This window comes from Tianweitania aestuarii (assembly GCF_018457165.1).
Taxonomy (GTDB): Bacteria; Pseudomonadota; Alphaproteobacteria; order Rhizobiales; family Rhizobiaceae; genus Tianweitania; species Tianweitania aestuarii.
Window position 1 is genome coordinate 541,329 of record NZ_JAFMNX010000001.1, and the last position, 25,726, is coordinate 567,054.

Consider the following 25,726-nt stretch of genomic DNA (forward strand, 5'->3'; position numbering starts at 1 on the left):
CACCTCCTCAAACGGATAGTTCGGCGATCAGCCTGCGCTGAAAGTCTTCGCCTGCACGCAGTTGCGCAATTTCGATGAACTCGTCGGGGCCATGACCCTGATCCATGTTTCCCGGGCCGCAAACCACGGTCGATAGTCCGGCATCCTGGAACTGCCCCGCTTCGGTTCCATAGGCGACGACGTGGTCGCCGTTGTCGCCAGTGATCTTGCGCGCGAGCGCTTCGGCCATGCCGTTCGACTCTTTTCTGCACCCGGGCACGTCGCATTCGACGCTGATCTCGATGCCGGCTGCAGGATCAATCCCTTGCATCTCGGCTGTCAGCGCCTGCGCATAGGCGGTGAACTCCGCCAGATAATCGGCAGCCGATTCCGTCGGCAAAGTGCGGATATCCGACACAAGCAAACAGTCGGCTGCCGTGATGTTGAACGCTGTGCCGCCGTGAAGAACGCCTGAATGCAGCGTCGTGTAAGGCGGATCGAAACGCGCATCCGACACACCGCTCTCCCGGTTGCGGCGCATGCGCTCGTCGAGCCAGACAGCCAGACGTGCGGCATAGGTCACGGCAGACACACCTTGATGCACCACGCTCGAATGCACGGCCTTGCCGCGAACACGGCTCGTCATCTTGAGCACGCCCTTATGCCCGGTCACGACCTTCATGCCCGTCGGCTCGCCAACGATCACGGCTGCGGGAGAGGGGAGTGTTTCCACCATCTGCGCGATCATCAGCGGCGCGCCAAGGCAGCCAACTTCCTCGTCATAAGACAGTGCGATGTGGATGGGGCGTTTCAGATCGGCAGCCAACATCTCGGGTACCATCCCGAGCGCAATGGCTGCGAAACTCTTCATATCGGTTGTACCGCGACCGTAAAGCCGATCGCCGCGCCGGGTAAGAACAAAGGGATCGCTGGTCCAGGCCTGTCCCGTCGCCGGCACAACATCGGTATGAGCTGACAACACCACCCCGCCCGCTTGTTTCGGGCCGATCGTAGCAAACAGATTGGCCTTCTGTCCGTCGGGAGAAGGAACACGATGGGATCCAACGCCGTGGCTGTTAAGATAATCCTCCACAAAAGCAATCACTTCCAGATTGCTCTCGTCTGAAACAGAGGCAAAGCCTACCAATTGAGCAAGTATTGCTTCCGTATCGCTCACACTCAATCGAATGTCCTATGAACAACGTGCTTAGACTGCCTGAAAGCCATGTTCCAAGTAGATATAAGCCTTATAGATGCTGTCTTGCATAGGGATACTTTGCTGAGTGTATCGCGATGTCAATTGGTTATTAGGTGGGTGTGACGGTTTTCGGAAAGCGCGGTTCACTGGCGAGCCGGTTGCAGGAGAAACAGAGCGGGTGGGCGCGTGGCGTTCTTCAAGAGGCTCATGCGGGTGTCGAGCCATCTGCCCGCAATCTGCCCGATGAAAGACATTCCGCTTTATCCCGGCCACTCGATTGCAACGCGCAAACCATCGCTTCGATCAGGTGCTGGAGACTGGAAGACCAGTTTGGCGCCCATGGTTGACGCGAGTTGCGAGACGATGGAGAGACCTAGTCCGGAGCCGGGGCTGCTCGTTGCGCCGCGTTTGAAGCGCGTGGTCCAGCCGGCGGTGATGGCGTCCGAAACAACCGGGCCGCAGTTGATCACTGCAACCCCGTTGGGACCTTCGACCCTGACCACGACAGCTTCGTTTTGTGGGCCGTGCCGCAGTGCATTTTCGATCAGGTTGCGAAGGGCGATGGCGAAAGCGTCGATGTCGACCGCTTGGATCAGGCGGGTGCCGGGTGGCAGTTCGAGCTTGAGCCGCGCGTTCTGACCGCCAAGCCGCACGAACTCGTCCACGACCAGACGCAGCGCGGGAACAAGATCGACGGGTGTCTCGGCGGCGCCGATGCCGGCATCGGCGCGGGCAAGTTGCAGCAGCTTTTCAGACAGTCGGGTGATCGCCTTGAGCGATGCTTCGATCTGGCATGCGCGTGCCTGCAGATGTCCCGACGGCAGTTCTGCCAGGAGCCGCTGCGTCTGGGCCAGGGCACCGGCAATCGGCGTGCGCAATTCATGCGCGCTATGGGCGGCGAAATCCCGTTCGGCCTGCAGTGCTGCTCCAAGCCGCAGCAGCAGCGTATCGACGGAGGTCGAGATGCCGGCCAGTTCTTGTGGCATTTCGTCGAGACCCAGCGGCCTCAGGTTGCCGCCACCGCGCTGGCTGATCTCATCCTGCAAAAGGCTGATCGGACGCAACGCTTTGCTGAGGATCAGCCAGATCACCAGCACGCTTGCGGGGATGAGGCCGAGAATAGGCAGAACCAGCGTGCGTGCGCCTTCGAGCATCGCTTCACGGCGGTGATCGAGCGGATCGGCAACCTGCAGGAACAGCGTATCGTTGAGGGCTGCCACCGTATAGGTGCGATGATCCTCATCGTCGAAATAGCCCTGGCGCAAAGGCACCTGAAAGGGCTCGGAGGGCGCATCATGCGAATGTAGCAGCACGCGTCCGGTCTGGTCGCGCAACTGGTAGGTCAGATATTCACGCTTGGCGCCTGGAGGCGAAACCTCGACGGGATCCGCTCCGGAAACAGCAGTGCTTTGAAACTGCTGGTCGATCAGCAGCGACATCAGGCGTTGCGTCGTTTCTTCAAGCGCGCTGTCGAAGACTTCGTCGAATTCCTCCCGCATCACCATTGCGCCCAAGCCAGCACTGAGCAGCCAGAACAGCGCGGTGCCGAGCGTCAGCCAGATCATCAGGCGGCGCGTCATGCTGAAGGATGCGCTCATGCGACATCCATGCGGTAGCCCAATCCACGCACGGTCACGACGTGGCTGCTGCCGAGTTTCTTCCGAAGACGACTGACATAAACCTCGACCGTGTTGCTCTGAACCTCGGAACCGAGCGCATAGAGTGCATCCTCGATGCGGGATTTGGGCACGATCGTGCCGGGATGACGCAGCAGGCAGTCCAGCACGGCCCATTCGCGTCCGGACAGGTCGATCGCCCCGTGCGGACCGGTAAGCCGGCGCTCGGCAGGCTCCACTTCCACGTCGCCCAGCTGGATAATCGGGGTGGTACGCTGGCCGTATCGACGTGCAACCGCATGAATGCGTGCAGCGAGCTCCCCAAGATCGAACGGCTTCACCAGATAATCGTCCGCGCCTGCATTCAAACCCTCGATGCGATCGCTGATCTGATCCCGGGCCGTGAGTACGATAACGGGGGTCATGTTTCTGCGCCCACGCAGGCGCTTCAGAAAGGCTACGCCGCTACCATCCGGAAGTTGCAGATCGAGAAGGATCAGGTCGGAGTCCACGACATCGGAAAAGGCATCGGCCTGCGCGATCGTGGTCGCCCAGTCGACCGCGTGGCCCTGCGAAGCTGCGTGATCGCGCACTGCGTTGCCGATCGTCGGATCATCCTCGACAAGAAGAACCCTCACTTGGCATTCTCCAGGACAGCGGCAGCTTGAACTGGCCTTCGTTGTAGCGGGCAATCACAGCGAGCAAAAACTGCAGCCTTCAGGCTGCTGTCAGCTTGGGCGCACAGAAGCGGCACGGTTGAGTCCTTTCAAAGGTGTCTCGCGTGAAAGCAAGTCTCGCATTTATCGTCTCTTGTGACATCTTTTCCGCCGGCGGCAATAAGCAGGGTCCGTCACGATGATCCGAGCCAGGACCTATTATGTCTGGGATCCGCTGCAGCGTTTGTTTCACTGGTGCCTAGCGATCAGTTTCATCTTGTCTGTCTTTGTGAGCGGACATCAGCATCCTCACCTTCATCGCTGGGTTGGTTGCGTGACTGTGTTGTTGATCTTGTTTCGCCTGGTTTATGGCGCTGCCGGTCCACATTACGCCCGGTTCTCGCAGCTGCTTCGCGGAACCAAGGAAACTTTGACCTACATACGCGGCCTGCGCCATGGCCGCGCGACCCGTTACCTCGGCCATTCGCCGCTGAGCGGGCTGTTCGCTCTTCTCATGCTTGCAGGAATGGCCGTTCTGTCGCTCAGCGGCTGGTTGCTCGGCGCGCCGGGCGAAAACGGAAGCGCTGCCCTGCTTGTGTTCCACCGCAGCATTGCGGTTTCGATGATCGCACTCGTCCTCTTTCATGTCTGCGCCGTGCTTTGGGCCAGCCTTTGGCGCCGTGAAAACCTTGCGCTTGCCATGCTGACAGGCCGCAAGCGCCAGCCGGAACGGGGCGACGTTCTTTGAGGCTGCCATTCGGCGCGGCGATCCGTTCAGTTTCGCCCGACTGATCGAAGCAGGGGACAACGCGTCTCCCCTGATCTCTCCACGATTTTTCAGAGTTCGACATGAAGTTTTTTAGACCGCAGGTCGGAAGCGTCACGATGGCCGTGATCGTTTCTATCTACCTGCTTGTGCTGACGAACAGGACCTTCTTCGACAAAGGCCTGCTTTATTTCAGCGGGCATGAAGTCCAGTTCGCTGGTTTGGTGATCGCGGTGTTCCTCCTTGGCGTGGCCTTGCTCACCAGCCTGTCGTTGAAATACCTGATGAAGCCGGCTTTCATTCTGCTGGTGCTCGTTGCAGGCTCGGCTTCCTATTTCACGGATGCCTTCGGCACGATCTTCGACCGCGACATGATCCAGAACGTGATCGTCACCACGCCGGGCGAGGCGCACAATCTCCTCACGCCCAATCTGTTCGTTCATCTCGCTCTCTATGTCGGCCTGCCGACTGCCCTGATCATGTGGACGCGGATCCAGCATCGGCCGTTTCTTTCCAAGCTCCTGCACAACACGGCCGTTGTCGTTCCATGCCTCTTCGGCGCACTGGCGATCGTGGCGCTGAACTACCCCGCTTTCGCTTCCACCTTCCGCGAACGTGGCGACCTCCTGATGACCCTCAATCCTGGCGGCCCGATCGTGGGCGCTGTGAAATATGTGCGCAAGCTTGCAAGGGAACGCGATATCGTCGTCGCGCCGCTCGGCACCGATGCAAAACAGGGCACGCGCTTTGCATCGGCTGACCTGCGCTCGCTCACCGTGATTGTGGTCGGTGAGACCGCCCGCGCCATGAATTTCAGCCTCAATGGCTACGCTAGGAACACCAATCCTGAGCTCGCAAAGCGGTCGGTTCTGAACTTTACCAATACGTCGAGCTGCGGAACGGCAACCGCGGTTTCGCTCCCGTGCATGTTCTCGGTCTATCCACGATCCGACTACTCGAGCGCAAAAGCGCTCGCGAACGAGAACCTCGTCGATGTTCTCACCCATGCCGGCATCCAGGTCGACTGGTTCGACAACAACACCGGCAGCAAGAATGTTGCGGACCGGATCAACTACGAATTCATGCCCAATTCCGACGACACACGGTTTTGCGACGACGGCGAGTGCAAGGATGAGATCCTGATCGAGCGGCTGAAGACCTACTTGCAACACCGGCCGAAAAGCGGGAATGCGGTTGTGGTTCTGCATCAGTTGGGCAGCCACGGTCCCGCCTATCACAAGCGCTACACGGCAGAGTTCGAGCGCTTCACCCCGGCTTGCCAGACCGCGCAGTTCGCCGATTGCAAGCAGGAGGAAATCGTCGCCGCTTACGACAATACGATCCTTTACACCGACCACATTCTGTCCGAGATCATTGACCTTCTGAAGGCTGAAGATCCACAAACGGCGACGGCCATGATCTATATGTCGGACCACGGCGAATCCTTGGGCGAGAACGGGCTTTACCTCCATGGAACCCCTTATTTCATGGCTCCAAAGACGCAGACCAGCGTGCCGTTCATCACTTGGTTGTCAGACGCCTATACCAAGGCGGACGGTCTCAACATCGACTGTCTGCATGCCGAGCGCGATCACGCCTTCTCGCACGACAACCTGTTCCACACCGTGCTTGGTCTTACCGACGTCTCCACCCAAGTTTACGACGGGGCTCTCGACGCCTTCGCCGCATGTCGGGGTTCGGCGGGACAGATCGCCGGAGATATCCGCAAGGTCGATCCATCGTGATCCAGAGGCCTGAAGATCAACCTGGCAAACCCCTGCCGAAAGGGGGCGTGGCCCATGTTCTAGCAGCGGCGACTTATTCCTTCGCCGGGTTCCAGCGGTTGCTCAAGGAAGCAGCCTTCCGGCACGAACTCATCGCCTTTCTGGCCGTTCTCAGCCTCTTTGCGATTATGAGCGTTCCCGCCTGGAGTTATGCGGCACAGGCCGTCTTGTTCCTGGTTCTGGTTGCCGTTGAAGCCTTGAACACAGCTGTCGAAGTGCTCGTCGACCGGATATCGCCGGAGTATTCCGAGTTTGCGCGACACGCCAAGGATCTGGGCTCCTTCGCCGTCTTCTGCCTGCTCGCGGCCAACGGCATCCATGCCGTCGGAGCGGTGTTCTTCCTCTAGACGGATGAGCACCGCCGTATCGAAGCTGTAGCTGTCGTCCGTGAGTTGATGTTCAACAGCTAGACGCTTGCCAATGCACGGTTCTCGGCCCGGATCCGGATCCACAGCACGATGCCGTTCAGCAGCGTGAAGACCAAAGCGAACAGTGGAAGCCCAAGGCACTGCGGCAGAACTGCGATCTCGCCGACCACGACGCAATAGTTCGGGTGGCTGAGGAAGCGATACGGTCCAGCTTTGACGAGCGTCTCACCCTCCATGACGATGATCCTCGTTGTCCACCGTGATCCCAGTGTCACCAAGACCCAGACGCGCAGGACCTGCAGCAAGGCGAACAGCGCGAGCCATCCCAGATGAACGGGATTGTTCATGCCGTAGAACCACAAGCCGGCGAGCCAGAAGGCATGCAGCGCGACGATCAGCGGGTAGTGGCCTGCTGCGACTTCGACTGCGCCATGTTCCAGAAGCTTGCGCGTGTTGCGTCTCGCAATCACCAGCTCGAGCAGTCGCTCCGCAGTGACTGCCGCCAGCAGAAGGGCTGCCGCGCTCACGATGCGGCTCGCAACATGATGGAACTCGCGGTGAAGCCTGGTCCCATGGCCGACAGCAGCGTTCTCCCGGAAAGCCCTGCGGCAAGGGCGCGTTCAAGAACGAAGATCGCGGTCGGGGCGGACATGTTCCCGAAGTCTGCGAGAACGGATCGTTCGTGAGACAGCGACATGTCGCCAAGATTCAAAGCGCGCTCCAGGGCCTCGATCACCTTGGTTCCGCCTGGATGAAAGAGGAACTGATCGATGTCGGCCTGGCTGACGCCCGCGCGTGCCAGAATGTTGTCGATGGCCGAAGCCATGTTCGCTTCCGCGAATGGAGGAATGGAGCGGTCGAAGATGACGCCGAGCCCTTCCTGGTCGATGCTCCAGCCCATGATGTCGAGCGTGTCCGGCCAGGTATATTCACCGCTGGCCTCCACGCGCAGGCCCTCGTTTGCGCCCGGCCGAAGCACGCAGGCTGCAGCACCATCCCCGAAAAGCGCTGTTGCGACGATGTTTGCCTTTGAGAGCTTGTCCAAACGGAAGGAAAGCGTGCACAGTTCTGCTGCCACCAGGAGCACGGTGTGTCCGCTTCCGGAGCCTGCCAACCGGGCAGCGAGAGACAAGCCGCTGACGCCGCCTGCACATCCGAGCCCGAACACAGGCACGCGCTGAACATCGGGGCGAAAACCCATCCGGGACGAAACGCGCGCTTCCAGACTGGGTGTGGCGATGCCCGTTGAAGAAATCGTCACGACGGTATCAACCGCCGATGCCTCAAGCCCGGCCCGATCCAACGCTTTTCCGGCCGCCTCGACGAACAGATCGCTGGCAACCTCGATATAGGCCTCGTTCCGCTCAGGCCAGCCATGCGGCTGCAGGTACCATTCAAGCGGCCGCGCAGCGTAGCGTGTCTTGATCCCAGAGCTCTTGAAGACTTTCGAGAGACGTTCAAAATCCGGAAAGCGGGAAGCAAATGCGCTGAAAGCGACTTCTGCCGCAGCGTCCTGGCTGATTTCATGCGGCGGCAGTGCGATCCCTGTCGAGACCAGAAACACATCGGGCATCTGACTTCCTAGATGAAGGACACGTTGGTCGCCTCAGTCAGTAACGTTATTTGGAAGAGCGAAGTTGCGCGCCTATGGGATGGCGCCAAAGAAAAACCCAAGCGCTGAAGTCACAGCCATCGCAGCGGTGCCCCAAAACACGACACGCAGAACTGCAGGCGCCTTTGGTGCGCCACCTGTATGGGCGCCAAGTGCGCCGAGCGCCACAAGGCTCACAACAGTGGTCACGATCACCGCAGGGATGATGGATGCCGCAGGAGCGATGATCGCAGCACCCAATGGAACTGCCCCCGCGCAGGAAAACGTAAGCCCTGATGTCAATGCTGCTTGCAGCGGATTGGCGGTGTGTATCTCTGAAAGTCCGAGTTCTTCGCGTATGTGCGCCTGAAGCGCATCGCCATTCGTCAGCTCTTGAGCAACGATGGCCGCTGTTTGTGGAGACAGTCCTCGCGAAACGAAGATGGCAGCGAGTTCCTCCTTTTCTCCCTCAGGATCGTCTAGGAGCTCGGCGCGTTCGCGGGCAATGTCCGCGCGCTCCGTATCCGCTTGAGAACTGACGGACACATACTCGCCGGCTGCCATCGACATTGCTCCGGCTGCAAGTGCTGCGATGCCTGCTACCATCACGGCATGAAGCCCCGGGTTGGCAGCTGCAACGCCGACCAGCAAGGACGACACGGAAACAATGCCATCATTGGCACCCAGCACCGCAGCCCTTAGCCAGCCGGAACGCGTCACAAGATGGGCTTCTGGATGCATGAACGAAGGCCCTGCCGGAGACTGTGGCATCGTTGCCGTCATTGATGCCCGACGCGTATCATCCGCATCAGGAGACCGTCCTTCAGGATGAACTGGTGAAACAAAGCCGTCAACGCATGCCCCAAGGCAACCAGCATCAAAGCGTTGGCGAGGATCGCGTGAACATCCCCAAGCTCTGAAAACCTTTCGAACCAAGTAACTGCGCCGATCGCTGGCACGGCGATCATGAGCAAATAAAGCACCTTGTGGCCAACCTTCGCGATCACCCGAGACCACCCGGTCCCATCAACGGCGGGCACTCCCACCGAAATGCGCAGTGCCAGGCGAAGCAGAGTAAGCACCAGAACCGAAACGCCTACTGCAACATGAACGGTGGGATTGATCGGCAGAGCCGCTCCAACGCGGCCTTGAACCGCCGCGTGGAGTGCAGCCCCCATGCCTTCGCTGTAGAAATAATTGAACAGGATAAGCCCTGCGATCAACCAGTGCAGCGCGATCTGAGACGCACTGTATGTCCTAGGCGCACGCCCAACTTCCATAACGTTTCAGCCTTTCCACGTCGGTCTCAAGCGTCTTGATCTGAAAGACTGACGGGAACCTGAACGCCGGCGGCTTCGACACAGACGTTTGATCTAGGCTCTAGAGGCAGAGTTCCTAAACTATTTGAACAAACCAGTGAGATCGAAACGGTACACTGTCACGTTCTGCGTGGCACCGGTGAACGGTCCTTGCTGCTCCGGCGAACAGAAGGAGGATCGAGAGGCTTGCGCCTGCGCGTTTCCTCTTCATAGGTTGGCTCCTTTCATGGTCACAAAGAGGGTGCGCGTGCAGTGTTCCCGCAGCAGATGGGTGCGCAAGAACTGCCGTAATCTTCTTTAATCCTGCCAATGCCCTGCCAGCTATAAGTTGACGGTAATTGGAAGGAATTTCGGATTAACCTAACCCTTTGGAATATTAACTTGTACTGTTGCAGCAACGAGTGGCTGGCCTACCGCAAGGTGAGCTTGAGGTGTATTGCAACAGCGTGCACCGGCCTCTAGACCCGCCCATGCGACATTTTGCATCTCTGAGACCCTCCATTTCGATGGTCCCGGCAAGTGTGGCACCTCAAGGAGTTATTTTTGATGAGAGATTTACCGGGCGTCCCGTCCCGTCGAACATTCTTGAAAGCGTCTGCCGCCACAGCCGTCATTTCAACGATCCCGCTGTCGTCGCAGGCAGCGACGCCGACCCCGCCGGTTCCATTGGACGAGTATCAGCCGAAGACGCTGTCGCCAGTAGAATGGGCCTTCGTCATGGCTGCCGTTGCGCGGCTCATTCCATCCGACGGCGACGGTCCTGGCGCCATCGAAGTGCGTGTGCCCGTGTTTATCGATAACGAACTGGGTGGCGGCTTCGGAAGTGCTGCCGACTGGTACATGGAAGGTCCCCATCAGGCGGACGCCAGCCCCTTGCGCGGCTACCAGACCCCGCTGACGCCGCTGCAGATCTATCAGCAGGCGATCCCTGTCTTCAACGAGTGGTGCCAGAACACGCACGGCAAGATCTTTGCCGACCTGGATGCGGACACCCAGAACCAGGCGCTGGCCTCGCTTCAAAAAGACGAGATGAAGATCAACCCGGAGCTGCGCGACTTCTTCACGCTGCTGCTGCAAAACACGAAGGAAGGCTATTTCGCCGACCCGATGTATGGCGGCAATCACGGCATGCAGGCCTGGACCTATATCGGCTTCCCCGGCGCACGCGCCAGCTACAAGGAATGGGTCGGCCGTTTCAACGTGCAGTACCCGCTCGGACCGGTCTCGATTTCGGGCGAAAGGGCTTAAACCATGGCACGTACCGAAAAGAAGAAGGACGTGGTCATCGTCGGCCTCGGCTGGACTGGCTCGATCCTGGGCATGGAACTCGCCCAGGAAGGTCTGGAAATCGTTGCGCTCGAGCGCGGCCACGACCAGAACACGGTTCCCGAATTCCAGTATCCGAACATGATCGACGAGCTGAAATACGGCGTTCGTCTCGGTTTGATGCAGAAGCCGCGCAATTCGACGGTCACCATTCGTCGGTCGCTCGATGAAGCGGCGCTGCCTTATCGCAGCCTCGGCTCGTTTCTTCCCGGCAACGGCGTCGGTGGTGCGGGCACCCACTGGAATGGCCTGAACTGGCGGCCGATGCTGTCGGAATACCGTTTGCGCTCTTACGTGGAAGAGCGCTGGGGCGCCGGCATCATCCCGGAAGACATGCAGATCCAGGATTATCCGGTCACCTATGACGAGCTGGAGCCGTTCTTCGACCGGTTCGAGCACGTTGCCGGCATTTCCGGCACGGCTGGCAATATCAAGGGCCAGATCATGGAAGGCGGCAATCCGTTCGAGTCGCCGCGCGCGCGTGCTTACCCGATGCCTGCCATGCCCACGACCTATGACGGCGCCAAGTTCGGCGAAGTCACGAAGGCGATGGGGTATCATCCGTTCCCCCGTCCGGGCGGCATCGCATCGCAGGCCTATGTCAACGAATATGGCATGCAGATGGGACCGTGCAATCATTGCGGTTTCTGCGAACGCTATGGCTGCTACAATTATTCGAAGTCATCGCCGCAGACGGCGATCCTGGATGCGCTGAAGCGCAAGCCGAATTTCGAATATCGCACCAAGTCTGAGGTTCTGCGCATCGAAATGGCGCCGGACGGCAAGACTGCTACGGGCGTGACCTATTTCGACGAGAACACGGAAGAAGAAGTGTTCCAGCCGGCGGATCTCGTGATCCTTGCCGCTTATCAGCTGCACAACGTGCACCTGATGCTGCTGTCAGGCATCGGCCAGCCTTATGATCCGGTAACGGGCGAGGGCGTTACGGGCCGCAACTACGCCTACCAGATGAACGGCGGCTACACGATGTTCTTCAAGGACGAGGTGTTCAACCCGTTCGTGGGAACCGGTGCCAACGGCATGTCGATCGACGACTTCGGCATCGACAACATCGACTTCGGCCAGGAAGGCTTCATCGGCGGCTCCTATATCTCGTCGGGTCAGTCGAATGGTCAGCCGATCCGCAACATGCCGCTTCCTTCGGGAACCCCGGCCTGGGGCGCCGACTGGAAGAAGGCTGTCGGCGACTGGTACGGCCACGTCATGTCGATCGGTTCGCATGGCTCGCACATGTCTTACCGGACCAACTATCTCGACCTTGATCCGACCTACAAGGACCGTCACGGCCGTCCGTTGATGCGCATGACCTTCAACTGGAAGGACAACGACATCCGCATGACGCAGTTCATGAAGAGCAAGATCGAGCCGATCGCCAAGGCCCTGAACCCGACTGTCATGCAGGCAGGCTTCAAGCAGGCAGGCGCGATGTACGACGTGCGACCGTATCAGACGACGCACAATGTCGGCGGTTCGGTCATGGGCGCCGATCCCAAGACGTCGGCCGTGAACCGGTATCTGCAGGCCTGGGACAAGCACAACATCTTCGTGATGGGTGCCGGCGCCTTCCCGCAGAACACGCAATACAATCCAACGGGCATGGTGGGCGGCCTCGCTTACTGGGCAGCCCATGCCATCCGAACGGATTACCTGCGTAATCCGCGTCCGCTGGTTTGAGGAGGAGCGACATGAAAACTCTCCTTCGCGTTATCCTTGCCCTTGTGGTGATCGGCCTGATTGCGCTGGTCGCCTTCATCTATGTGCCGGTTCAAACCACTCAGCCGACCACGCAGCTCGCTGCCGATCACAAGCCGGCTGCAGGTGCCGGCGAATATATGATGCGGGCTTCCGACTGCATGGCCTGCCACACCTCGGAAGGCGGCGAGCCTTTCGCGGGCGGTCGCGCCATCGAAAGCCCGATGGGCACGATCTGGGCCACCAACATCACGCCCGACAAGGAAGACGGCATCGGCAACTACACGCTCGATGATTTCCGTGCCGCGCTTTACGACGGCATCCGCAAGGATGGCGCACATCTCTATCCGGCCATGCCGTATGAGAACTACCGCAAGCTCAATGAAGAAGACGTGGTTGCGCTCTACGACTACTTCATGAACGAGGTTAAGCCGGTTTCCAACAAGGTGGAAGAAACCAAGCTGTCCTTCCCGTTCAACCTTCGTTTCGGCCTGCGTGCCTGGAACTGGGTGGCATTGGGCGACGCTGGCTTCAAGCCGGTCGAGGGTGAAGACGAGCAGTTCAATCGTGGTGCCTATCTCGTCGAGGGTGCCGCTCACTGTGCTGCCTGCCACAGCCCGCGCAACCTGATCATGGCGCAGGACGGTACGGACCAGACGTCGGAAGCCTTCCTGTCCGGCGGCGAAATCGACGGTTACACCGCGCCCGATCTGCGCGGACCGCGCAGTGCACCGCAGCAGTGGACGGTCGAGCAGACCGCCGCCTATCTCGCCACGGGTCGCAACGCGCATTCCACGGCAACCGGTGAAATGATGCTGGTTGTCCGGGATTCGCTTCAGTACCTGACGGACGAAGACAACATGGCCATCGCCGCTTACGTGAAGAAGATCGGCAATGGCGGTCAGGATCAGGCAGCGGCAGAACCCGCGGCCAATCAGACCGCACCTGCGGCCGATCAAAAGGCAGAGGTCACCGAAACCGAAAAGATGCTGACGGACGCCAGCCCCGACATGCCGCTCGGTCCACGGTTGTATCTGGACAATTGCGGCGGCTGTCACTTCGTCAACGGCAAGGGCGCGCCGGAGATCTTCCCCGAACTGGATAACAACTCGCTTGTCACGGCTTCGTCCTCGAAGGGCCTGCTCAGCGTCATCCTGCACGGTGCGGAACTCCCATCCACGCGCAATCGTCCGATGAAGGTCCGCATGCAGGCCTATGCCGATCGTCTGAACGACGAGGAAGTTGCCGCCTTGGCGACCTTCCTGCGCTCGGCCTGGCACAACAACGCCCCGGCGGTGTCTGCCGCTGATGTCGAAGCTGTTCGCGGCAACGCTCACTAGGCTGCAAATCTTCACCCCTGCCGTCAAACGGCCGGGGTGAAGCTGGTATCAAGCAACACCGCTGGGCAAGGCCGATCGCCTCCAGCGGTGTTGCCATTTCTCACCAGGGGAAACCACGATCCCGGCAACGCACAAAAGGTGGAGCGGCGGCCCTTGCTCAAAGCTGAGCTTGCCGCTAGGAAAGCTTTGTGTCGGTTCGCGAAAGCGACGAACAGGGAATTCGAAAACGGGTCCAGCACCCGTCAAACGAAACTGCCCCCGCAACTGTAGGCGGCGAGCATGTCCGGAGAAGCCACTGAGCCGAAAGGTTTGGGAAGGCCGGATCATGCAGCGACCCGTCAGTCAGGAGACCTGCCGGCACACGGAAATGAAACAAGCCGGACGGGGTGTCCGGGGAGGTTGTCGATGACGTTTGCCCTGCTGACACAGCAGTCGCCTTGGTCCGCGCGCGTGCCGGATACAATCATTGCCGTCCTGACCTGGATCTTCTGCGCTGGCATTTTGCCTCAACGGAGATCCGTCCATCATGATGTCGCATCGTTTCCTGCTCGTGGCCCTCGGCCTCGGTGTCTCGACCTTTGCCGCCCAGGCTGAAGCCACCCAATATCCGCTGACCCTGGAAAATTGCGGCCAGACGATCACCTTCGATCATGCGCCGGACAGCGCCGTGACCGTTGGTCAGGCCGCGACCGAAGTGCTGTACACGTTGGGTCTCGGCGACAAGGTGAAAGGCACGTCCGTGTGGTTCACCGATGTTTTGCCGGAATACAAGGAGCTCAACGCCAAGGTCGAGCGCCTGGCGGACAATGATCCGAGCTTCGAAAGCGTCGTCAACAAGCGCCCGGGTCTCGTTGCGGTTCAGTTCGAATGGCATGTCGGTCCGCAAGGCATCGTCGGCACGCGCGACCAGTTCCACGATGTCGGCATCCCCACCTATGTCATGCCCGCCGATTGCGTGGCCAAGGACAATACGGTCGGCATCGACGGCACCAGAACTCAGCTGTTTTCCACCGACAGCATCCACAAGGGCGTGCGCGAACTGGCCGAGATCTTCGACGTTCAGGACAAGGGCGAAGCGGTTGTCGCCGATCTGAAAGCGCGCGAGGAAAAGGCGACCGAGCGCGCCAAGGCTGTTGCGCGTGACGATGTCTCGGCCGTGTTCTGGTTCTCCAGCGCCGAAATGAACATCGATCCCTATGTCGCCGGCCGCAAGGGTGGCCCGGCCTACATGATGGAGAAGACCGGCATCCGCAACATCGTGGAATCCGACGAGGAATGGCCGGTGGTGGGCTGGGAAACCATCGCCAAGGCGAACCCGACCTTCATCGTTGTCGCCAAGATGGATCGCCGTCGTTTTCCTGCCGATGACGTCGAAAAGAAGCTCGAATTCCTCAAGACTGATCCCGTCGCCAGCCAGATGGAAGCCGTAAAGGCCGGTCGCATCGTTGTGATGGACGCGCATGCGATGGATGCCACGATCCGGACCGTCAACGGCATCGAGGTTCTGGCGGATGCGCTGGAGAAGACCGACCTCCCGAAGAAGAACTGAAAACCGGCCGGCCCGCTTGCCTTCGGAGGTGAAGGCAGAGTAGGTGATGTTATTACATGACATGAGGGGATCATGATTTCAGTTCGCCTGGCGCTTGCCGTCACCACGCTCGTTATAGTCGGGCATCAGGCTTGGGCCGAGCCCACGCAATACCCGCTCAGCCTGGAAAACTGCGGCCAAACGGTCCGCTTCGATCACGCGCCGGAAAGCGTCGTGACAGTCGGTCAGACCGGCACGGAAATGCTTTACGCGCTCGGCCTTGCAGAGCGCGTGAAAGGCACCTCCGTGTGGTTCAACGATGTTTTGCCGCAATACAAGGAAGCCAACGCGAAGATCGAGCGGCTTGCCGACAACCATCCGAGCTTCGAAAGCGTGGTCGCCAAGCGGCCGCAGCTCGTCACCAGCCAGTTCGAATGGCATGTCGGCCCGCAAGGCGTGACCGCCACACGAGAGCAGTTCTCGGACCTCGGCATCCCCACCTACATCATGCCCGCCGATTGCGTCGGCAAGGACAACCAAACGGGTGGCGATGGAACGCGCACCAGGGCTTTTTCGATCGACAGCGTCTACAAGGCCGTAAGCGAGCTGTCGGAAATCTTCGACGTCCAGGCCAAGGGCGAGGCGCTGCTTGCGGACATGAAGACCCGCGAAGCCGCGGCTAGCGAAAAGGCCAAAGGGCTGGGCCTGGAAGGCAAGACGGCCGCCTTCTGGTTCTCAAGCGCCGATATCGAGATCGACCCCTACATGGCCGGCCAGAAGGGCATTCCGGCCTATGTCATGAACAAAATCGGCCTGAAGAACATCGTGCAATCCGACGAGGAATGGCCGGTGGTGGGTTGGGAAACGGTTGCCAAGGCCGATCCCGACATCATCTTCGTGGCGCGCATGGACCGGCGCCGTTTCCCCGCCGACGACGTGCAGGTCAAGCTCGACTTCCTCAAAAGCGATCCGGTCACCAGCCAGATGAAGGCCGTGAAGGAAGACCGCATCGTGGTGGTTGATGCCCATGCCATTCACGCAGGCATCCGCATCCCGATGGGGATCGAAGCCATTGTCGACGGTTTAGAAAAGACCTACGCGGCGAAATGAGCTTCTTCGTATCGGATCAAGCGCCGGCAAACCGGGTTTCCGGTCACAAGCGCCGCATCGCCCTTTACTGCCTCGGCGCGCTGCTGCTTTTGCTGCTGGCCGTGGCGATGGGTGCGGCCATTGGCGAAACGGCGATCCCGTTGGACGTCATAGGCAAGACCGTCGCCAACCGCATCTTTGGTGCGGCCTATACGCTTGATCCGATCGAGGAAGGCATCGTGTGGAGTTATCGCATCAGCCGCGCCATTGTTGCGGCAAGCTGCGGGGCAGCCCTTGCCGTCAGCGGCGCGGTGCTCCAGTCGCTCCTTCGCAATCCCCTGGCCGATCCTTACCTTCTGGGCCTTTCGGCCGGCGCATCCACCGGCGCCGTACTGGTCACGGTAATCGGGGTCGGCGGCGGAATGGTGTCGCTGTCTTTCGGTGCCTTCTGGGGTGCAGCACTCGCCTTCGGTCTGGTTGCGCTTCTGGCGAAGGCGGCCGGCGGTGGTGTGAGCGCGCAGGGCACAGGCCAGATCATCCTTGCAGGCATTGCCGGATCGCAGCTCTTCAACGCGCTGACCTCCTTCATCATCACGCGCTCGGCCAATGCCGAACAAGCCCGCGGCATCATGTTCTGGCTGCTCGGGAATCTGAGCGGCGTGCGCTGGGACGATGTCTGGCTTGCGGTGCCGGTCGCCCTTGGCGGCGTCATAGTCTGCATCTGGCACATGCGCGCGCTTGATGCCTTTGCCTTTGGTGCGGAATCCGCCGCGTCGCTCGGCATCCCCGTGCGCCGCGTGCAGGTGGTGCTGATCGCGATGACCGCGCTGATGACGGCTGTGATGGTCAGCCTCGTCGGCTCGATCGGCTTTGTTGGTCTCGTTATTCCGCACGCCGCCCGCTTCCTCGTCGGTGTCCGCCATGGCCGCCTCCTGCCGGTCACCGCCTTGACTGGCGCCGTGTTTCTCGTGATCGCCGACATCGTCTCGCGCACCGCCATTCCCGGTCAGGTTGTGCCGATCGGCGTCATTACAGCGCTAGTGGGCGCACCGGGCTTTGCGCTCATCCTCATTCGCGGAAGAAGCATGCGATGATGCTGCGTGCTGAAAATCTTGGCTGGACCGTGCGCAACACGGCCATCGTCAGCGAGGTCAGCCTGAGCGTGCGGGAAGGGGAGATGCTTGGCATTCTCGGTCCAAACGGCTCCGGCAAATCGACGCTGATGAAGATGCTGGCCGGCATTCTGGCGCCATCATCCGGCACGGTGACGCTAAAGGGGCAACCCATGGCCGCCATGCCACGTCGCGCGATCGCGCAGATCCTCGCGCTGGTTGAGCAGCATGCCGGCACGGCCGAGCGCATCACCGTTCAGGATGCCGTCGAACTCGGCCGCACGCCCTGGCTGTCGGCGATCGAGCCTTGGTCGCCGCGCGACAATGCCATCGTTGCCCAGGCACTCGCTGATGTCGACATGGCCGGCATGACCAGGCGCCATTGGCACACGCTGTCGGGGGGCGAGCAGCAGCGCGTGCATCTCGCCCGTGCGCTGGCGCAGCAACCGACCATCCTGCTCCTCGACGAGCCCACCAACCATCTCGACATCGAGCATCAGCTGGCGATCCTCGGCCTGGTGCGCGCGCTGCCGATCACCACCGTGGTTGCTTTGCATGACCTCAATCAGGCGATGAATTGCGACCGTGTCGCGGTGCTGGACGGCGGCCGTCTCGTTCAGATCGGCCCGCCCGCCGAAGTGCTGACGGCGCAGATCATGCGCGACGTCTTCAATGTCCGCGCGAGCTTTCTCGTTGATCCCGAAGACGGCAGCCGCGTCATCCGCTTCCAGCCGCTTGGGCTACCGGCGGCCAACACGACACTCATCAAGGAGGAGCATTCATGATCCGCACTGCACTTGCCGCAGTTCTGCTTTGCAGCCTGTCCAGCCTCGCTTGGGCCGATACGCATGAAGTGAAGATGCTCAACCGCGGTCCAAACGGCCCGATGGATTATGATCCGGCCTATCTCGTGGTGAAGCCGGGTGACACCGTGAAGTTCCTGCCGACCGTAAAGGGTCACAACGTCGCGACGATCGACGGCTTCATCCCGGAAGGCGCGGAGCCGTTCCTCAGCAAGATCAACCAGGAATTCGAGGTCACGCTCGAAGAGGAAGGCACCTACGGCGTGAAGTGCTCGCCGCATTTCGACATGGGCATGGTGATGCTGATCCAGGTCGGCGAAAGGAAGGCCGAAGAGGTCAAGCTGCCCGAGAAGCTGCCGCCGAGCGCCCGCAAGCGCTTCACCAAGATCATCGAAACCGCAAAGCAGGCCGGGCTCTGACATGACCCGCGTTGCCCCACAAACCGCCAAAGCCATGTCCGAACACTGGACGGCGCGCGCCCATCGTTTCGACGGTGCGGCGTCGCACCTCAAGCAATTCGACACCTGGCTGAACCTGTTCAGGCAGGCACTCGGCGAGAAAAAACTGGACGTGGTCGACCTCGGCACCGGCACGGGTGCCTGCGCGCTTCTTTGCGCCACGCTCGGCCACCGCGTCACGGCCGTGGATGGCGCCTCCGGCATGCTGGATTACGCCCGCGCCCAAGCCAAGGAACGCGGCCTCGACATTCGCTTCATCGAAAACACGATGGACGACGCCGACCTGCCTGACGCCTGCGCCGACATCGTCACCATCCGCAACGTGTTGTGGACGCTGGAACAGCCCGAACAAACGCTGCGCCTCGCTCACCGTCTGCTGCGCCCCGGTGGCCGCATTCTTGTATCAGACGGCCTTTGGCGCACCAGCCCGAACACCAGCGCCGACGCCTTCGGCGCCGAACTGCCCTTCGTCAACGGCCTCTCCGAAACCGAAGCCCGCGCCATGCTCGACCGCGCCGGCTTCGGCGACATCACCGCGTGGCAGCATCTTCTGCCGAATGATCTCTACGGCACGATGTACGATCCCGGCGCGCAGGAGATGATCCGTTTCTTCGTGCTGACGGCCCGGCAAAGGACCGCCTAGGCGGTCAACCGGCCTATCCACGCGCCCCTGAAAAGCGGCGGAGACGGTCAGGCATCCTCCGCCACGCCGCAGACGTTCAGGATCGTCAGCATGTAGACCTTGATCATGTCGATGTAGTCGACGATGTCGACGCGCTCGTCCGGCATGGTGTTGTAGCGTCCGCCGCAGCCGCAAACGATGCCTTCCATGCCGCCGAGCTCGTAGAGATGGCCGGCATCCGAGCCATAGAAGCGAGTCGGCGTGATCGCACCAGTCGGCTGATCCTCGCCACGGACTTCCCTATAGGCTGCATTGATGGCCGCAACGATCGGACTGTCGCGCCGCACCTCATAGGCCGGCATCAGCGAAAGGCCTTTTTCCTCCATCGTGTCCATGGAAATGAGCTTGGTCTTCAAACCGGGAAAGCGGTCCCGCAGCGCGGTCAGTTCTGCTTCCATGTCGGCAAGAACGCCTTCGCGGCTCTGGCCGGGCGCGTAACGCGCGGAACCCTTGAGCACGCAGAAGTCGGCAACCTGGGGAGGGCGCCATTCTTCGAGCTCACGGCCCAGCGCCGACTTGAACACGCCGACATGGCAGCGGTTGACGGAAGCATGTTCGTCGCTGAGCGCACCCGAAAACGTCATCGCATTCAGGCGAGGTACCAGATCGCAGCCGGCCACCAGCGCGTCCACGGATTGCTCGCGCTTGGAAAGATGGCGGGTGTCGCCCGTCAGCTCGATCTGGAACTTGAGGGCGGCCGCATGCATCGTCACGGCAACGAGGTCGCTCGGCTCGCAATTGACGAAATAGTCCGCCTTGAGACCCTCGTGCAGAAGCGCTTCGGTGCCCACGCCACCCTGCAATTCGCCGACCACATAGGTCAGGATCACGTCGCCCTTCAGCTTGACCCCGGCTTCCTTCAGCGTCTTTACAGCGCAGAAATAGGCTGCGTCCGAGGCCTTCATGTTGGACACGCCGATGCCGTAGATGAATTTATCATCGACCAGGCCGCCCCAGGGATCGACCGTCCAGCCTTCCGTTACCGGATTGGTGTCGAGATGCCCGTTGAAGATCAGGCTCTTGCCGGTGCCGTCACCCCGAAATGTGCCGACGCCGTTGCAGCGACCCTTCTCGCCGAAGGGACGGACCTCCGCATCGAGGCCGATCGCCTTCATCTCCTCGACCATTCGGTTCACGAGGATCGTTTCGCCCTCCGTTTCCGAATAGGTCTTGTGCTTCACCATCATCGACACGAAGTCGAGGCACGCTTTTTCATCGACGCGGTCGAGAAGCGCTTTACGGTCCATGATGATCTCCTTGAAAGAGAGAAAAGGCTGATGCTTCAGCCTGGAATGGTCAGGAAAGGGTGGGTTGTGCGCGCTGCGTGGAGGCCGGCGGCGTAACGGCCGCCAGAAGCTCGCGCGTGTAAGGCTTGCGGTCGGGATCGGCGATCGCCGAAGCCGGCGCCACCTCGATCAGGTCGCCGCGATACATCACGGCGATGCGATGGGCGATCTGGCGCACGAGGTTGATGTCATGCGTGATGAAGACATAGGTCGCGCCTGTTTCGCGATGCAACTCCATCAACAGCTCGATCACAGAAGCCTGCACGGAGACATCGAGCGCCGAGGTGATCTCGTCGCAGATCACCAGCCGAGGGTTCGACAGGAAAGCGCGCGCAATCGCGATGCGCTGCTTTTCACCGCCCGATAGCTGGTGCGGGTAACGGTCGATGGTGCTCGCCGGTAGCCGGACGCGTTCCAGCATCGCGACGATCCGGTCCCGCGTCGTGCCGGCATCCTTGTTGCCGTAAAGCTTGATCGGACGCGCAAGGATCTCCGAGATCTTCTGGCGCGGGTTCAGCGATGCGTCGGGATGCTGGAAGATGATCTGCACGTCACGGCGATAGGAGCGGTTCATGTCGGACAGCCCCCGCAAAGGGCGGCCATCGAACTCGATCAACCCTTCAAAAGCGTTGAGCCCCGTCATCGCCTTGGCAAGCGTCGACTTGCCCGAACCGCTTTCGCCGACAATGCCAAGCACCTCGCCCGGCTGAATGTCGAGCGTGATCGAGCGGTTGCCCGCCACTCGCTGAAAGTCGCGCCGCAAAAGCGTGTCGAGCAGCCCCTTGCGACCGTAATGAACCGAAACATCCCTGATGCGCACGAGCGGCGGCGCCGTTGTTCCAACAGGTGCCTCGACCAGCGGCTTTTCGGGATGCGGAACGGCGTCGATCAGCGCACGGGTATAGGGATGAGCAGGCGCGCGGAACAGTGCAGCCGTTTCGCCTTCTTCCACGATCGTGCCTTTTTCCAGCACGGCAACCCGGCGGGCCGTTTGCGACAGCAGCGCCAGATCGTGGGAGATGTAGAGCGAGGCGACGCCGGTTTCGGCCTGCAGCGCACCGAACAGATCGAGGATCTGGCGGGCCGTAATGACATCGAGCGCGGTGGTCGGTTCGTCGAAGATGATCAGTTCGGGATTGCAGGCAAAGGCGGTGGTAATCACAACGCGCTGCTTTTCGCCGCCCGACACTTCATGGGGAAAGCGTCGCATCATTTCGGCAGGCGTCTTCAAGCCGACATGCGCCAGCCGCGCTTCCCCTTCGCGCCAGGCCTGGTCCTTGCTCAAGCCTTGATGTCGGATCAGCACCTCGGCCAGCTGCTCGCCGAGCCGCAGCGTCGGATTGAGCGAGGTCGCCGGATCCTGAAACACCATCGAGATGCGCCGGCCGCGAATATCGGCCATGGCGCGCTGGCTTTGCGCACGCAGATCGGTCTCGCCGAGCCGGATCTCGCCGGCGTTTTCTTCGGCATTGCCGGGAAGATAGCGCATGATGGCGCTGGCAAGGCTCGATTTGCCCGAGCCGCTTTCGCCCACCAGTCCGACGATCTCGCCGCGATGAACAGTGAGATCGATGCCTTTCAGCACCTCGATTTTGCCGGCGGGAACCCTGTAAGCCAGCGAATAATCGCGGATCGTCAGAACGGGCGTGTTGTCTGAGGTCATGATGTCCTCCTCAGGTCCGGGGATTGAGGGCATCGCGCAGCCCGTCGCCCAGGAGGTTGAAGCCGATCGCCGTCAGCGCGATCGCAGCACTCGGCCAAAGCAGGATCCAGTAGGAACGGTGGAGGAACTGCCGGGCTTCCGACACCATCAGCCCCCAGTCGCTCGCGGGCGGCTGCGCGCCGAGGCCGAGAAAGGAAAGGGTGGCGAACAGCATGACGGCAAACGACACGCGGATCGTCATCTCCACCACGATCGGCGCAATGACGTTGGGCAGCATTTCGCGCAACACGATATAAGCGGCGCCCTCGCCACGCGCGACGGCGGCGCTGACATAATCCTGCTTGCGCACGGTCAGAGCAACCGAGCGGCTGATGCGTGCCATGCTGGGAACGAAAGCAATTGCGATGGCCAGCAGCGCATTGGCGGAGTTGGAGCCGAGCAGCGACACAACCAGCAGCGCCAGAAGCAGGGACGGTATCGCCATCACGGCGTCCACCGTGCGCATGATGAACTCATCCGCCCGACCACCGAGATAGGCCGAGCCGGTGCCGAGGATCGCGCCGCCGAGCGTGCCGATAAAGGTCGCGAGAACCGCCATCACCACGGTCGAGCGCGCACCATCGAGCAGGCGGCTCAGGATGTCGCGGCCATACTGGTCCGTGCCCAGCCAATGCGCGGCCGACGGTGCCTTGTAGCGCGCCAGCGCCTGCATGTCGTTGGGGCCATACGGCGTTACCCAGCTGCCGGCCACGACGGCAAGGAGGATCAGACCAACGATCAGGCAACCCAGCAGTCCCTGCGGTGTCCTGAACAGACGGCGCAGAAAATCAGTCATACTGGATCCTCTTGTCGAGCCACGCATAGGTCACGTCGGCGATGAAGTTCACAACCGCATAGGTGGTCGCCATGATCATCACGCCGGCCTGGATCACCGGCAGATCGCGCGCCTGAATGGCCGACATCAGCGAGCGGCCGATCCCCGGAATGGAAAAGATTTCCTCCACCACGATCACGCCGCCGAGCAGATAGCCGACATCGAGCGCAACAATGGTGATGGTGGGAAGAAGCGCATTGCGCAGTCCGTGCCGGAACAGAACGCGGCGCGGGGTCAAACCCTTGAGGCGGGCGGCGCGGATGTAATCGGTGTGCATGACGTCAACGAGTTCGGAGCGCACCATGCGCGACACATGCGCGATCATCATCACGGAAACCACGATCACGGGCAGGATCAGCCGTTCCAGACCGCCCCAGAAGTCCTGCGTCAGCGGCACATAGCCGGCCGGCGGCAAAAGCTTCCACCAGTCGGCAACGAGCACCACAGCCAGGGTGGCGGTCACGAATTCCGGCAGCGACACGCCGATATAGGAAATGAAGCTGACGCTCAGATCCGCAAACTTGCCGCGCCGCACCGCCGCGATGATACCCATCGGGATCGCCAGAAGCAGCATGAAAACCAGTGCGAAGGCTGCAAGCGTCAGCGAGGTACCGAGTGCCGAAAACAGCGCCGGCCCGACCGGCTGCCCGGTGCGCAAGGACGTGCCGAAGTCACCCTGAAGCACGCCGCCGGCCCAATGGAGATATTGCAGCCAGATGGGATCGTTCAAACCCATCTGCTGGCGCAGAGCCTCCAGCGCGTCCGCCGTGGCATTCTCACCCAGCATCATCACCGCCGCATCGGCCGGCAGGATCTGGGTGATGGCGAACACCAGCAGGGAAACAACGACAAGCGTGTAGAAGATCAGCGCGATGCGCTTGAGAATATAGCTTGCTGACACGGCGGTTCAGATCCTGTGAGCGCAACCGGCCCGTTCCAATGAACGGGTCGGCGCGTCATGAAAACAGCCGGTCCGGATGCGAGGAGCAGTCCGGACCGGAACAGGGCTCAGCCCTTGCGGGTCGGCGCTTCGGTGTTCAGCCAGGCGTAATCGAGCCGGAACACGGAAGCGCGCGGATGGATCTGGTAATCCTGAACCCAGCTGCGCTTGGCGCCGAGCACGTCGAAGAAGGCTGGAATGAGCGAGGGCACCTCGTCATGCATCAGCTGCTGCGCCTGCGTGTAAAGCTCGGTGCGCTCGGCCGGATCGGCAACCGCGCGCGCCTTCGCCACGAGATCGTCGAACGTCTTGTTGTTCCACCGCGTTTCGTTCCAGGCCGCGTCGGAAGTGAACAACAGCTTCAGGATGCCATCCGGCGTCGGCTGCATGTTGTAGAAGCCGACATAGAAGGCGCCCTTGGTCCATACCTGATCGAGATAGGTGGCGTGCGGCATCGTGTTGACGTTGATCGTGATGCCCGCTTCCTTCGCCATTTCCTTCAAGGCGACGGCAAGCTGCGTGCGAATGGCCGGGCGATCCGAGGCAACCAGTTCCGCAGTGAAACCATCGGGGAAGCCTGCTTCGGCCAGAAGCTTCTTGGCTTCCTCGATGTTCTTTTCGCGCTGCGGCAAAGCCTTGAAGAACGGATAGGATTCATTCAGCGGCGTGTCGTTGCCCTTCGTGCCGAAGCCTTCAGTCATGAAGTCGACCATGGCATCGCGGTCGATGGTCAGAGCCAGCGCCTTGCGCACGCGCACGTCGTTGAATGGCGCGATATCCGTGCCGAAGTTCACGTTGCAGAACTGACCGGATGCCGCCCGCAGCGTATCGATGCCGTCCTGGCCCTCAAGACGCATGAAATCGTTCGGTGCGACCGTCGACACCATGTCGATGTCGCCTGAAATCAGCGAGGAGATCTGCGCGCCGAGATCGGGGAAGACATGCAGTTCGATGCGGTCGAGATAAGGACGCTCCGGATCATAGAAGTCCGGGTTGCGCTCCACCACCAGCAGGCGATCCGGCTCATAGGACACCAGCTTGAACGGACCTGTGCCGACAGCCTTGCTGCGCAGGCTCTGGAAGTCGCTGGAAATCACCGCGGCTGGAATGATGCGGGCATTGTTGTAGCTCAGCGCCACCGGTAGATCGGCATAAGGCGTCGACAGGGTGAAGCGCACCGTCGTGTCGTCGACCGCCTCGATCTTGTCGATCGGTCCGACATTGTTGCGCGCGGGTGAAGCCATTTCGGGGTTCAGGATGGCCTCGAAGCTCGCAACCGCATCGGCTGCCGTGCAGGGCGATCCGTCATGGAACTTGACGCCTTCGCGCAAGGTGAAGGTCCATTCCGTCAGATCGTCGTTGGACTCCCAGCTTGTCGCCAGATCCGGCTCGGGCTGCATGTTGACGCCGAGACGCGTCAAACCGGAATAAAGCAGTTCAACGGCGAGATATTCCGGGTTCACGCGCGTCAGAAGCGGATGAATGACGCTGATCGCCTGATCAACGGCAACGCGCAGCGTGCCGCCGGCTTCCGCCTTGGTCTGGGCGAAGGCGAATTCGGGCAAGGCCAGGCTGAGTGCGGCCACGGCGGCACTGCTTCGAAGGAAGGCACGACGGCTGATCGACATGTTGCGG

The 25,726-nt window shown here is 60.9% G+C and carries 24 protein-coding genes and 1 riboswitch; of the genes, 12 read left to right on the plus strand and 12 right to left on the minus strand.

Features of this window, described 5'->3' with window-relative positions; genetic code table 11:
- Positions 1-7: 7 nt before the first annotated feature.
- The 3 genes from argE to JYU29_RS02590 form a co-directional block, all read right to left on the minus strand.
- Entirely contained in the window at positions 8-1,156 is a 1,149-nt protein-coding gene (gene argE / locus JYU29_RS02580) for an acetylornithine deacetylase (RefSeq protein ID WP_213983194.1), read from the minus strand.
- A 281-nt stretch (positions 1,157-1,437) separates the two neighbouring features.
- The gene (locus JYU29_RS02585) at positions 1,438-2,775 is read right to left on the minus strand and encodes a sensor histidine kinase (protein WP_213983195.1); all 1,338 of its coding nucleotides are present in this window, start codon (positions 2,773-2,775) and stop codon (positions 1,438-1,440) included.
- On the minus strand, positions 2,772-3,431 hold the full coding sequence (locus tag JYU29_RS02590; protein WP_213983196.1) for a response regulator transcription factor: 660 nt from the start codon (positions 3,429-3,431) through the stop codon (positions 2,772-2,774). The genes JYU29_RS02585 and JYU29_RS02590 overlap by 4 nt, the downstream gene beginning before the upstream one ends.
- A 217-nt stretch (positions 3,432-3,648) precedes the next feature.
- Between JYU29_RS02590 and JYU29_RS02595 the strand changes: the two genes are divergently transcribed.
- From JYU29_RS02595 to JYU29_RS18255, 3 genes are all read left to right on the plus strand, one after another.
- Complete coding sequence (locus JYU29_RS02595) at positions 3,649-4,197, plus strand: cytochrome b/b6 domain-containing protein (RefSeq protein ID WP_213983197.1); 549 nt, start codon at positions 3,649-3,651, stop codon at positions 4,195-4,197.
- Positions 4,198-4,298: 101 nt separating this feature from the next.
- Complete coding sequence (locus JYU29_RS02600) at positions 4,299-5,960, plus strand: phosphoethanolamine transferase (RefSeq protein WP_213983198.1); 1,662 nt, start codon at positions 4,299-4,301, stop codon at positions 5,958-5,960.
- 47 nt (positions 5,961-6,007) lie between these two features.
- Positions 6,008-6,346, plus strand: coding sequence for a diacylglycerol kinase (locus tag JYU29_RS18255; protein WP_347879836.1), 339 nt, complete (start codon positions 6,008-6,010; stop codon positions 6,344-6,346).
- Positions 6,347-6,405: 59 nt separating this feature from the next.
- Here JYU29_RS18255 and JYU29_RS02610 read toward each other — a convergent pair whose 3' ends face one another.
- The 4 genes from JYU29_RS02610 to JYU29_RS02625 all read right to left on the minus strand — a co-directional run bounded on the left by JYU29_RS02610 (position 6,406) and on the right by JYU29_RS02625 (position 9,238).
- Positions 6,406-6,894, minus strand: a complete 489-nt coding sequence (locus JYU29_RS02610) for an isoprenylcysteine carboxyl methyltransferase family protein (RefSeq protein ID WP_213983200.1) — start codon at positions 6,892-6,894, stop codon at positions 6,406-6,408.
- Complete coding sequence (locus JYU29_RS02615) at positions 6,891-7,940, minus strand: type III polyketide synthase (protein ID WP_213983201.1); 1,050 nt, start codon at positions 7,938-7,940, stop codon at positions 6,891-6,893. Before JYU29_RS02615 ends, JYU29_RS02610 begins: the two co-directional genes overlap by 4 nt.
- 72 nt (positions 7,941-8,012) lie before the next feature.
- Complete coding sequence (locus tag JYU29_RS02620) at positions 8,013-8,729, minus strand: VIT1/CCC1 transporter family protein (protein ID WP_213983202.1); 717 nt, start codon at positions 8,727-8,729, stop codon at positions 8,013-8,015.
- An 8-nt stretch (positions 8,730-8,737) separates the two neighbouring features.
- Positions 8,738-9,238 (minus strand): cytochrome b, encoded by a 501-nt coding sequence (locus JYU29_RS02625; protein ID WP_284144889.1) that lies wholly within the window; start codon positions 9,236-9,238, stop codon positions 8,738-8,740.
- Between the two features lie 585 nt (positions 9,239-9,823).
- Here JYU29_RS02625 and JYU29_RS02630 point away from each other — a divergent pair.
- The 9 genes from JYU29_RS02630 (at position 9,824) to JYU29_RS02670 (ending at position 19,289) form a co-directional block, all read left to right on the plus strand.
- Entirely contained in the window at positions 9,824-10,525 is a 702-nt protein-coding gene (locus tag JYU29_RS02630) for a gluconate 2-dehydrogenase subunit 3 family protein (RefSeq protein ID WP_213983204.1), read from the plus strand.
- 3 nt (positions 10,526-10,528) lie between these two features.
- On the plus strand, positions 10,529-12,298 hold the full coding sequence (locus JYU29_RS02635) for a GMC family oxidoreductase (RefSeq protein WP_213983205.1): 1,770 nt from the start codon (positions 10,529-10,531) through the stop codon (positions 12,296-12,298).
- 11 nt (positions 12,299-12,309) lie between these two features.
- Positions 12,310-13,656, plus strand: coding sequence for a cytochrome c (locus JYU29_RS02640; RefSeq protein WP_213983206.1), 1,347 nt, complete (start codon positions 12,310-12,312; stop codon positions 13,654-13,656).
- 175 nt (positions 13,657-13,831) lie between these two features.
- A riboswitch (cobalamin riboswitch) is annotated at positions 13,832-14,029 on the plus strand.
- Positions 14,030-14,182: 153 nt separating this feature from the next.
- Positions 14,183-15,205, plus strand: a complete 1,023-nt coding sequence (locus JYU29_RS02645) for an ABC transporter substrate-binding protein (protein ID WP_213983207.1) — start codon at positions 14,183-14,185, stop codon at positions 15,203-15,205.
- 72 nt (positions 15,206-15,277) lie between these two features.
- Positions 15,278-16,294 (plus strand): ABC transporter substrate-binding protein, encoded by a 1,017-nt coding sequence (locus JYU29_RS02650; RefSeq protein ID WP_213983208.1) that lies wholly within the window; start codon positions 15,278-15,280, stop codon positions 16,292-16,294.
- Positions 16,291-17,367, plus strand: a complete 1,077-nt coding sequence (locus tag JYU29_RS02655) for a FecCD family ABC transporter permease (protein ID WP_213983209.1) — start codon at positions 16,291-16,293, stop codon at positions 17,365-17,367. Before JYU29_RS02650 ends, JYU29_RS02655 begins: the two co-directional genes overlap by 4 nt.
- Positions 17,364-18,170: an ABC transporter ATP-binding protein gene (locus JYU29_RS02660; protein WP_213983210.1), complete on the plus strand. Its 807-nt coding sequence runs from the start codon at positions 17,364-17,366 to the stop codon at positions 18,168-18,170. Before JYU29_RS02655 ends, JYU29_RS02660 begins: the two co-directional genes overlap by 4 nt.
- On the plus strand, positions 18,167-18,607 hold the full coding sequence (locus JYU29_RS02665) for a pseudoazurin (RefSeq protein ID WP_213983211.1): 441 nt from the start codon (positions 18,167-18,169) through the stop codon (positions 18,605-18,607). Before JYU29_RS02660 ends, JYU29_RS02665 begins: the two co-directional genes overlap by 4 nt.
- A 1-nt stretch (position 18,608) precedes the next feature.
- The gene (locus JYU29_RS02670) at positions 18,609-19,289 is read left to right on the plus strand and encodes a class I SAM-dependent methyltransferase (RefSeq protein ID WP_213983212.1); all 681 of its coding nucleotides are present in this window, start codon (positions 18,609-18,611) and stop codon (positions 19,287-19,289) included.
- A gap of 47 nt (positions 19,290-19,336) precedes the next feature.
- On the opposite strand, the gene JYU29_RS02675 is transcribed toward JYU29_RS02670, so the two are convergent.
- From JYU29_RS02675 to JYU29_RS02695, 5 genes are all read right to left on the minus strand, one after another.
- On the minus strand, positions 19,337-20,575 hold the full coding sequence (locus tag JYU29_RS02675; protein ID WP_213983213.1) for a M20 family metallopeptidase: 1,239 nt from the start codon (positions 20,573-20,575) through the stop codon (positions 19,337-19,339).
- A gap of 49 nt (positions 20,576-20,624) precedes the next feature.
- Positions 20,625-22,277: a dipeptide ABC transporter ATP-binding protein gene (locus JYU29_RS02680; RefSeq protein WP_213983214.1), complete on the minus strand. Its 1,653-nt coding sequence runs from the start codon at positions 22,275-22,277 to the stop codon at positions 20,625-20,627.
- A gap of 10 nt (positions 22,278-22,287) precedes the next feature.
- A complete protein-coding gene (locus tag JYU29_RS02685) occupies positions 22,288-23,112 on the minus strand; it encodes an ABC transporter permease (protein WP_213983215.1) in 825 nt (274 codons plus the stop codon).
- Entirely contained in the window at positions 23,105-24,052 is a 948-nt protein-coding gene (locus JYU29_RS02690) for an ABC transporter permease (protein WP_213983216.1), read from the minus strand. The genes JYU29_RS02685 and JYU29_RS02690 overlap by 8 nt, the downstream gene beginning before the upstream one ends.
- A 107-nt stretch (positions 24,053-24,159) precedes the next feature.
- Positions 24,160-25,719 (minus strand): ABC transporter substrate-binding protein, encoded by a 1,560-nt coding sequence (locus JYU29_RS02695; RefSeq protein WP_213983217.1) that lies wholly within the window; start codon positions 25,717-25,719, stop codon positions 24,160-24,162.
- Between the last annotated feature and the right edge of the window lie 7 nt (positions 25,720-25,726).

Excerpts from the sequence above, each read along its gene's own strand:
- JYU29_RS02675 (WP_213983213.1), bottom strand. The coding sequence starts at position 20,575 with ATGGACCGTAAAGCGCTTCTCGACCGCGTCGATGAAAAAGCGTGCCTC.
- JYU29_RS02650 (WP_213983208.1), top strand. The coding sequence starts at position 15,278 with ATGATTTCAGTTCGCCTGGCGCTTGCCGTCACCACGCTCGTTATAGTC.
- JYU29_RS02640 (WP_213983206.1), top strand. The coding sequence starts at position 12,310 with ATGAAAACTCTCCTTCGCGTTATCCTTGCCCTTGTGGTGATCGGCCTG.
- JYU29_RS02665 (WP_213983211.1), top strand. The coding sequence starts at position 18,167 with ATGATCCGCACTGCACTTGCCGCAGTTCTGCTTTGCAGCCTGTCCAGC.
- JYU29_RS02680 (WP_213983214.1), bottom strand. The coding sequence starts at position 22,277 with ATGACCTCAGACAACACGCCCGTTCTGACGATCCGCGATTATTCGCTG.
- JYU29_RS02585 (WP_213983195.1), bottom strand. The coding sequence starts at position 2,775 with ATGAGCGCATCCTTCAGCATGACGCGCCGCCTGATGATCTGGCTGACG.
- JYU29_RS02655 (WP_213983209.1), top strand. The coding sequence starts at position 16,291 with ATGAGCTTCTTCGTATCGGATCAAGCGCCGGCAAACCGGGTTTCCGGT.
- JYU29_RS02695 (WP_213983217.1), bottom strand. The coding sequence starts at position 25,719 with ATGTCGATCAGCCGTCGTGCCTTCCTTCGAAGCAGTGCCGCCGTGGCC.
- JYU29_RS02625 (WP_284144889.1), bottom strand. The coding sequence starts at position 9,238 with ATGGAAGTTGGGCGTGCGCCTAGGACATACAGTGCGTCTCAGATCGCG.
- JYU29_RS02595 (WP_213983197.1), top strand. The coding sequence starts at position 3,649 with ATGATCCGAGCCAGGACCTATTATGTCTGGGATCCGCTGCAGCGTTTG.
- JYU29_RS02600 (WP_213983198.1), top strand. The coding sequence starts at position 4,299 with ATGAAGTTTTTTAGACCGCAGGTCGGAAGCGTCACGATGGCCGTGATC.
- JYU29_RS02660 (WP_213983210.1), top strand. The coding sequence starts at position 17,364 with ATGATGCTGCGTGCTGAAAATCTTGGCTGGACCGTGCGCAACACGGCC.
- JYU29_RS02685 (WP_213983215.1), bottom strand. The coding sequence starts at position 23,112 with ATGACTGATTTTCTGCGCCGTCTGTTCAGGACACCGCAGGGACTGCTG.
- JYU29_RS02670 (WP_213983212.1), top strand. The coding sequence starts at position 18,609 with ATGACCCGCGTTGCCCCACAAACCGCCAAAGCCATGTCCGAACACTGG.
- JYU29_RS02615 (WP_213983201.1), bottom strand. The coding sequence starts at position 7,940 with ATGCCCGATGTGTTTCTGGTCTCGACAGGGATCGCACTGCCGCCGCAT.
- JYU29_RS02635 (WP_213983205.1), top strand. The coding sequence starts at position 10,529 with ATGGCACGTACCGAAAAGAAGAAGGACGTGGTCATCGTCGGCCTCGGC.
- JYU29_RS02620 (WP_213983202.1), bottom strand. The coding sequence starts at position 8,729 with ATGCCACAGTCTCCGGCAGGGCCTTCGTTCATGCATCCAGAAGCCCAT.
- JYU29_RS02645 (WP_213983207.1), top strand. The coding sequence starts at position 14,183 with ATGATGTCGCATCGTTTCCTGCTCGTGGCCCTCGGCCTCGGTGTCTCG.
- JYU29_RS02630 (WP_213983204.1), top strand. The coding sequence starts at position 9,824 with ATGAGAGATTTACCGGGCGTCCCGTCCCGTCGAACATTCTTGAAAGCG.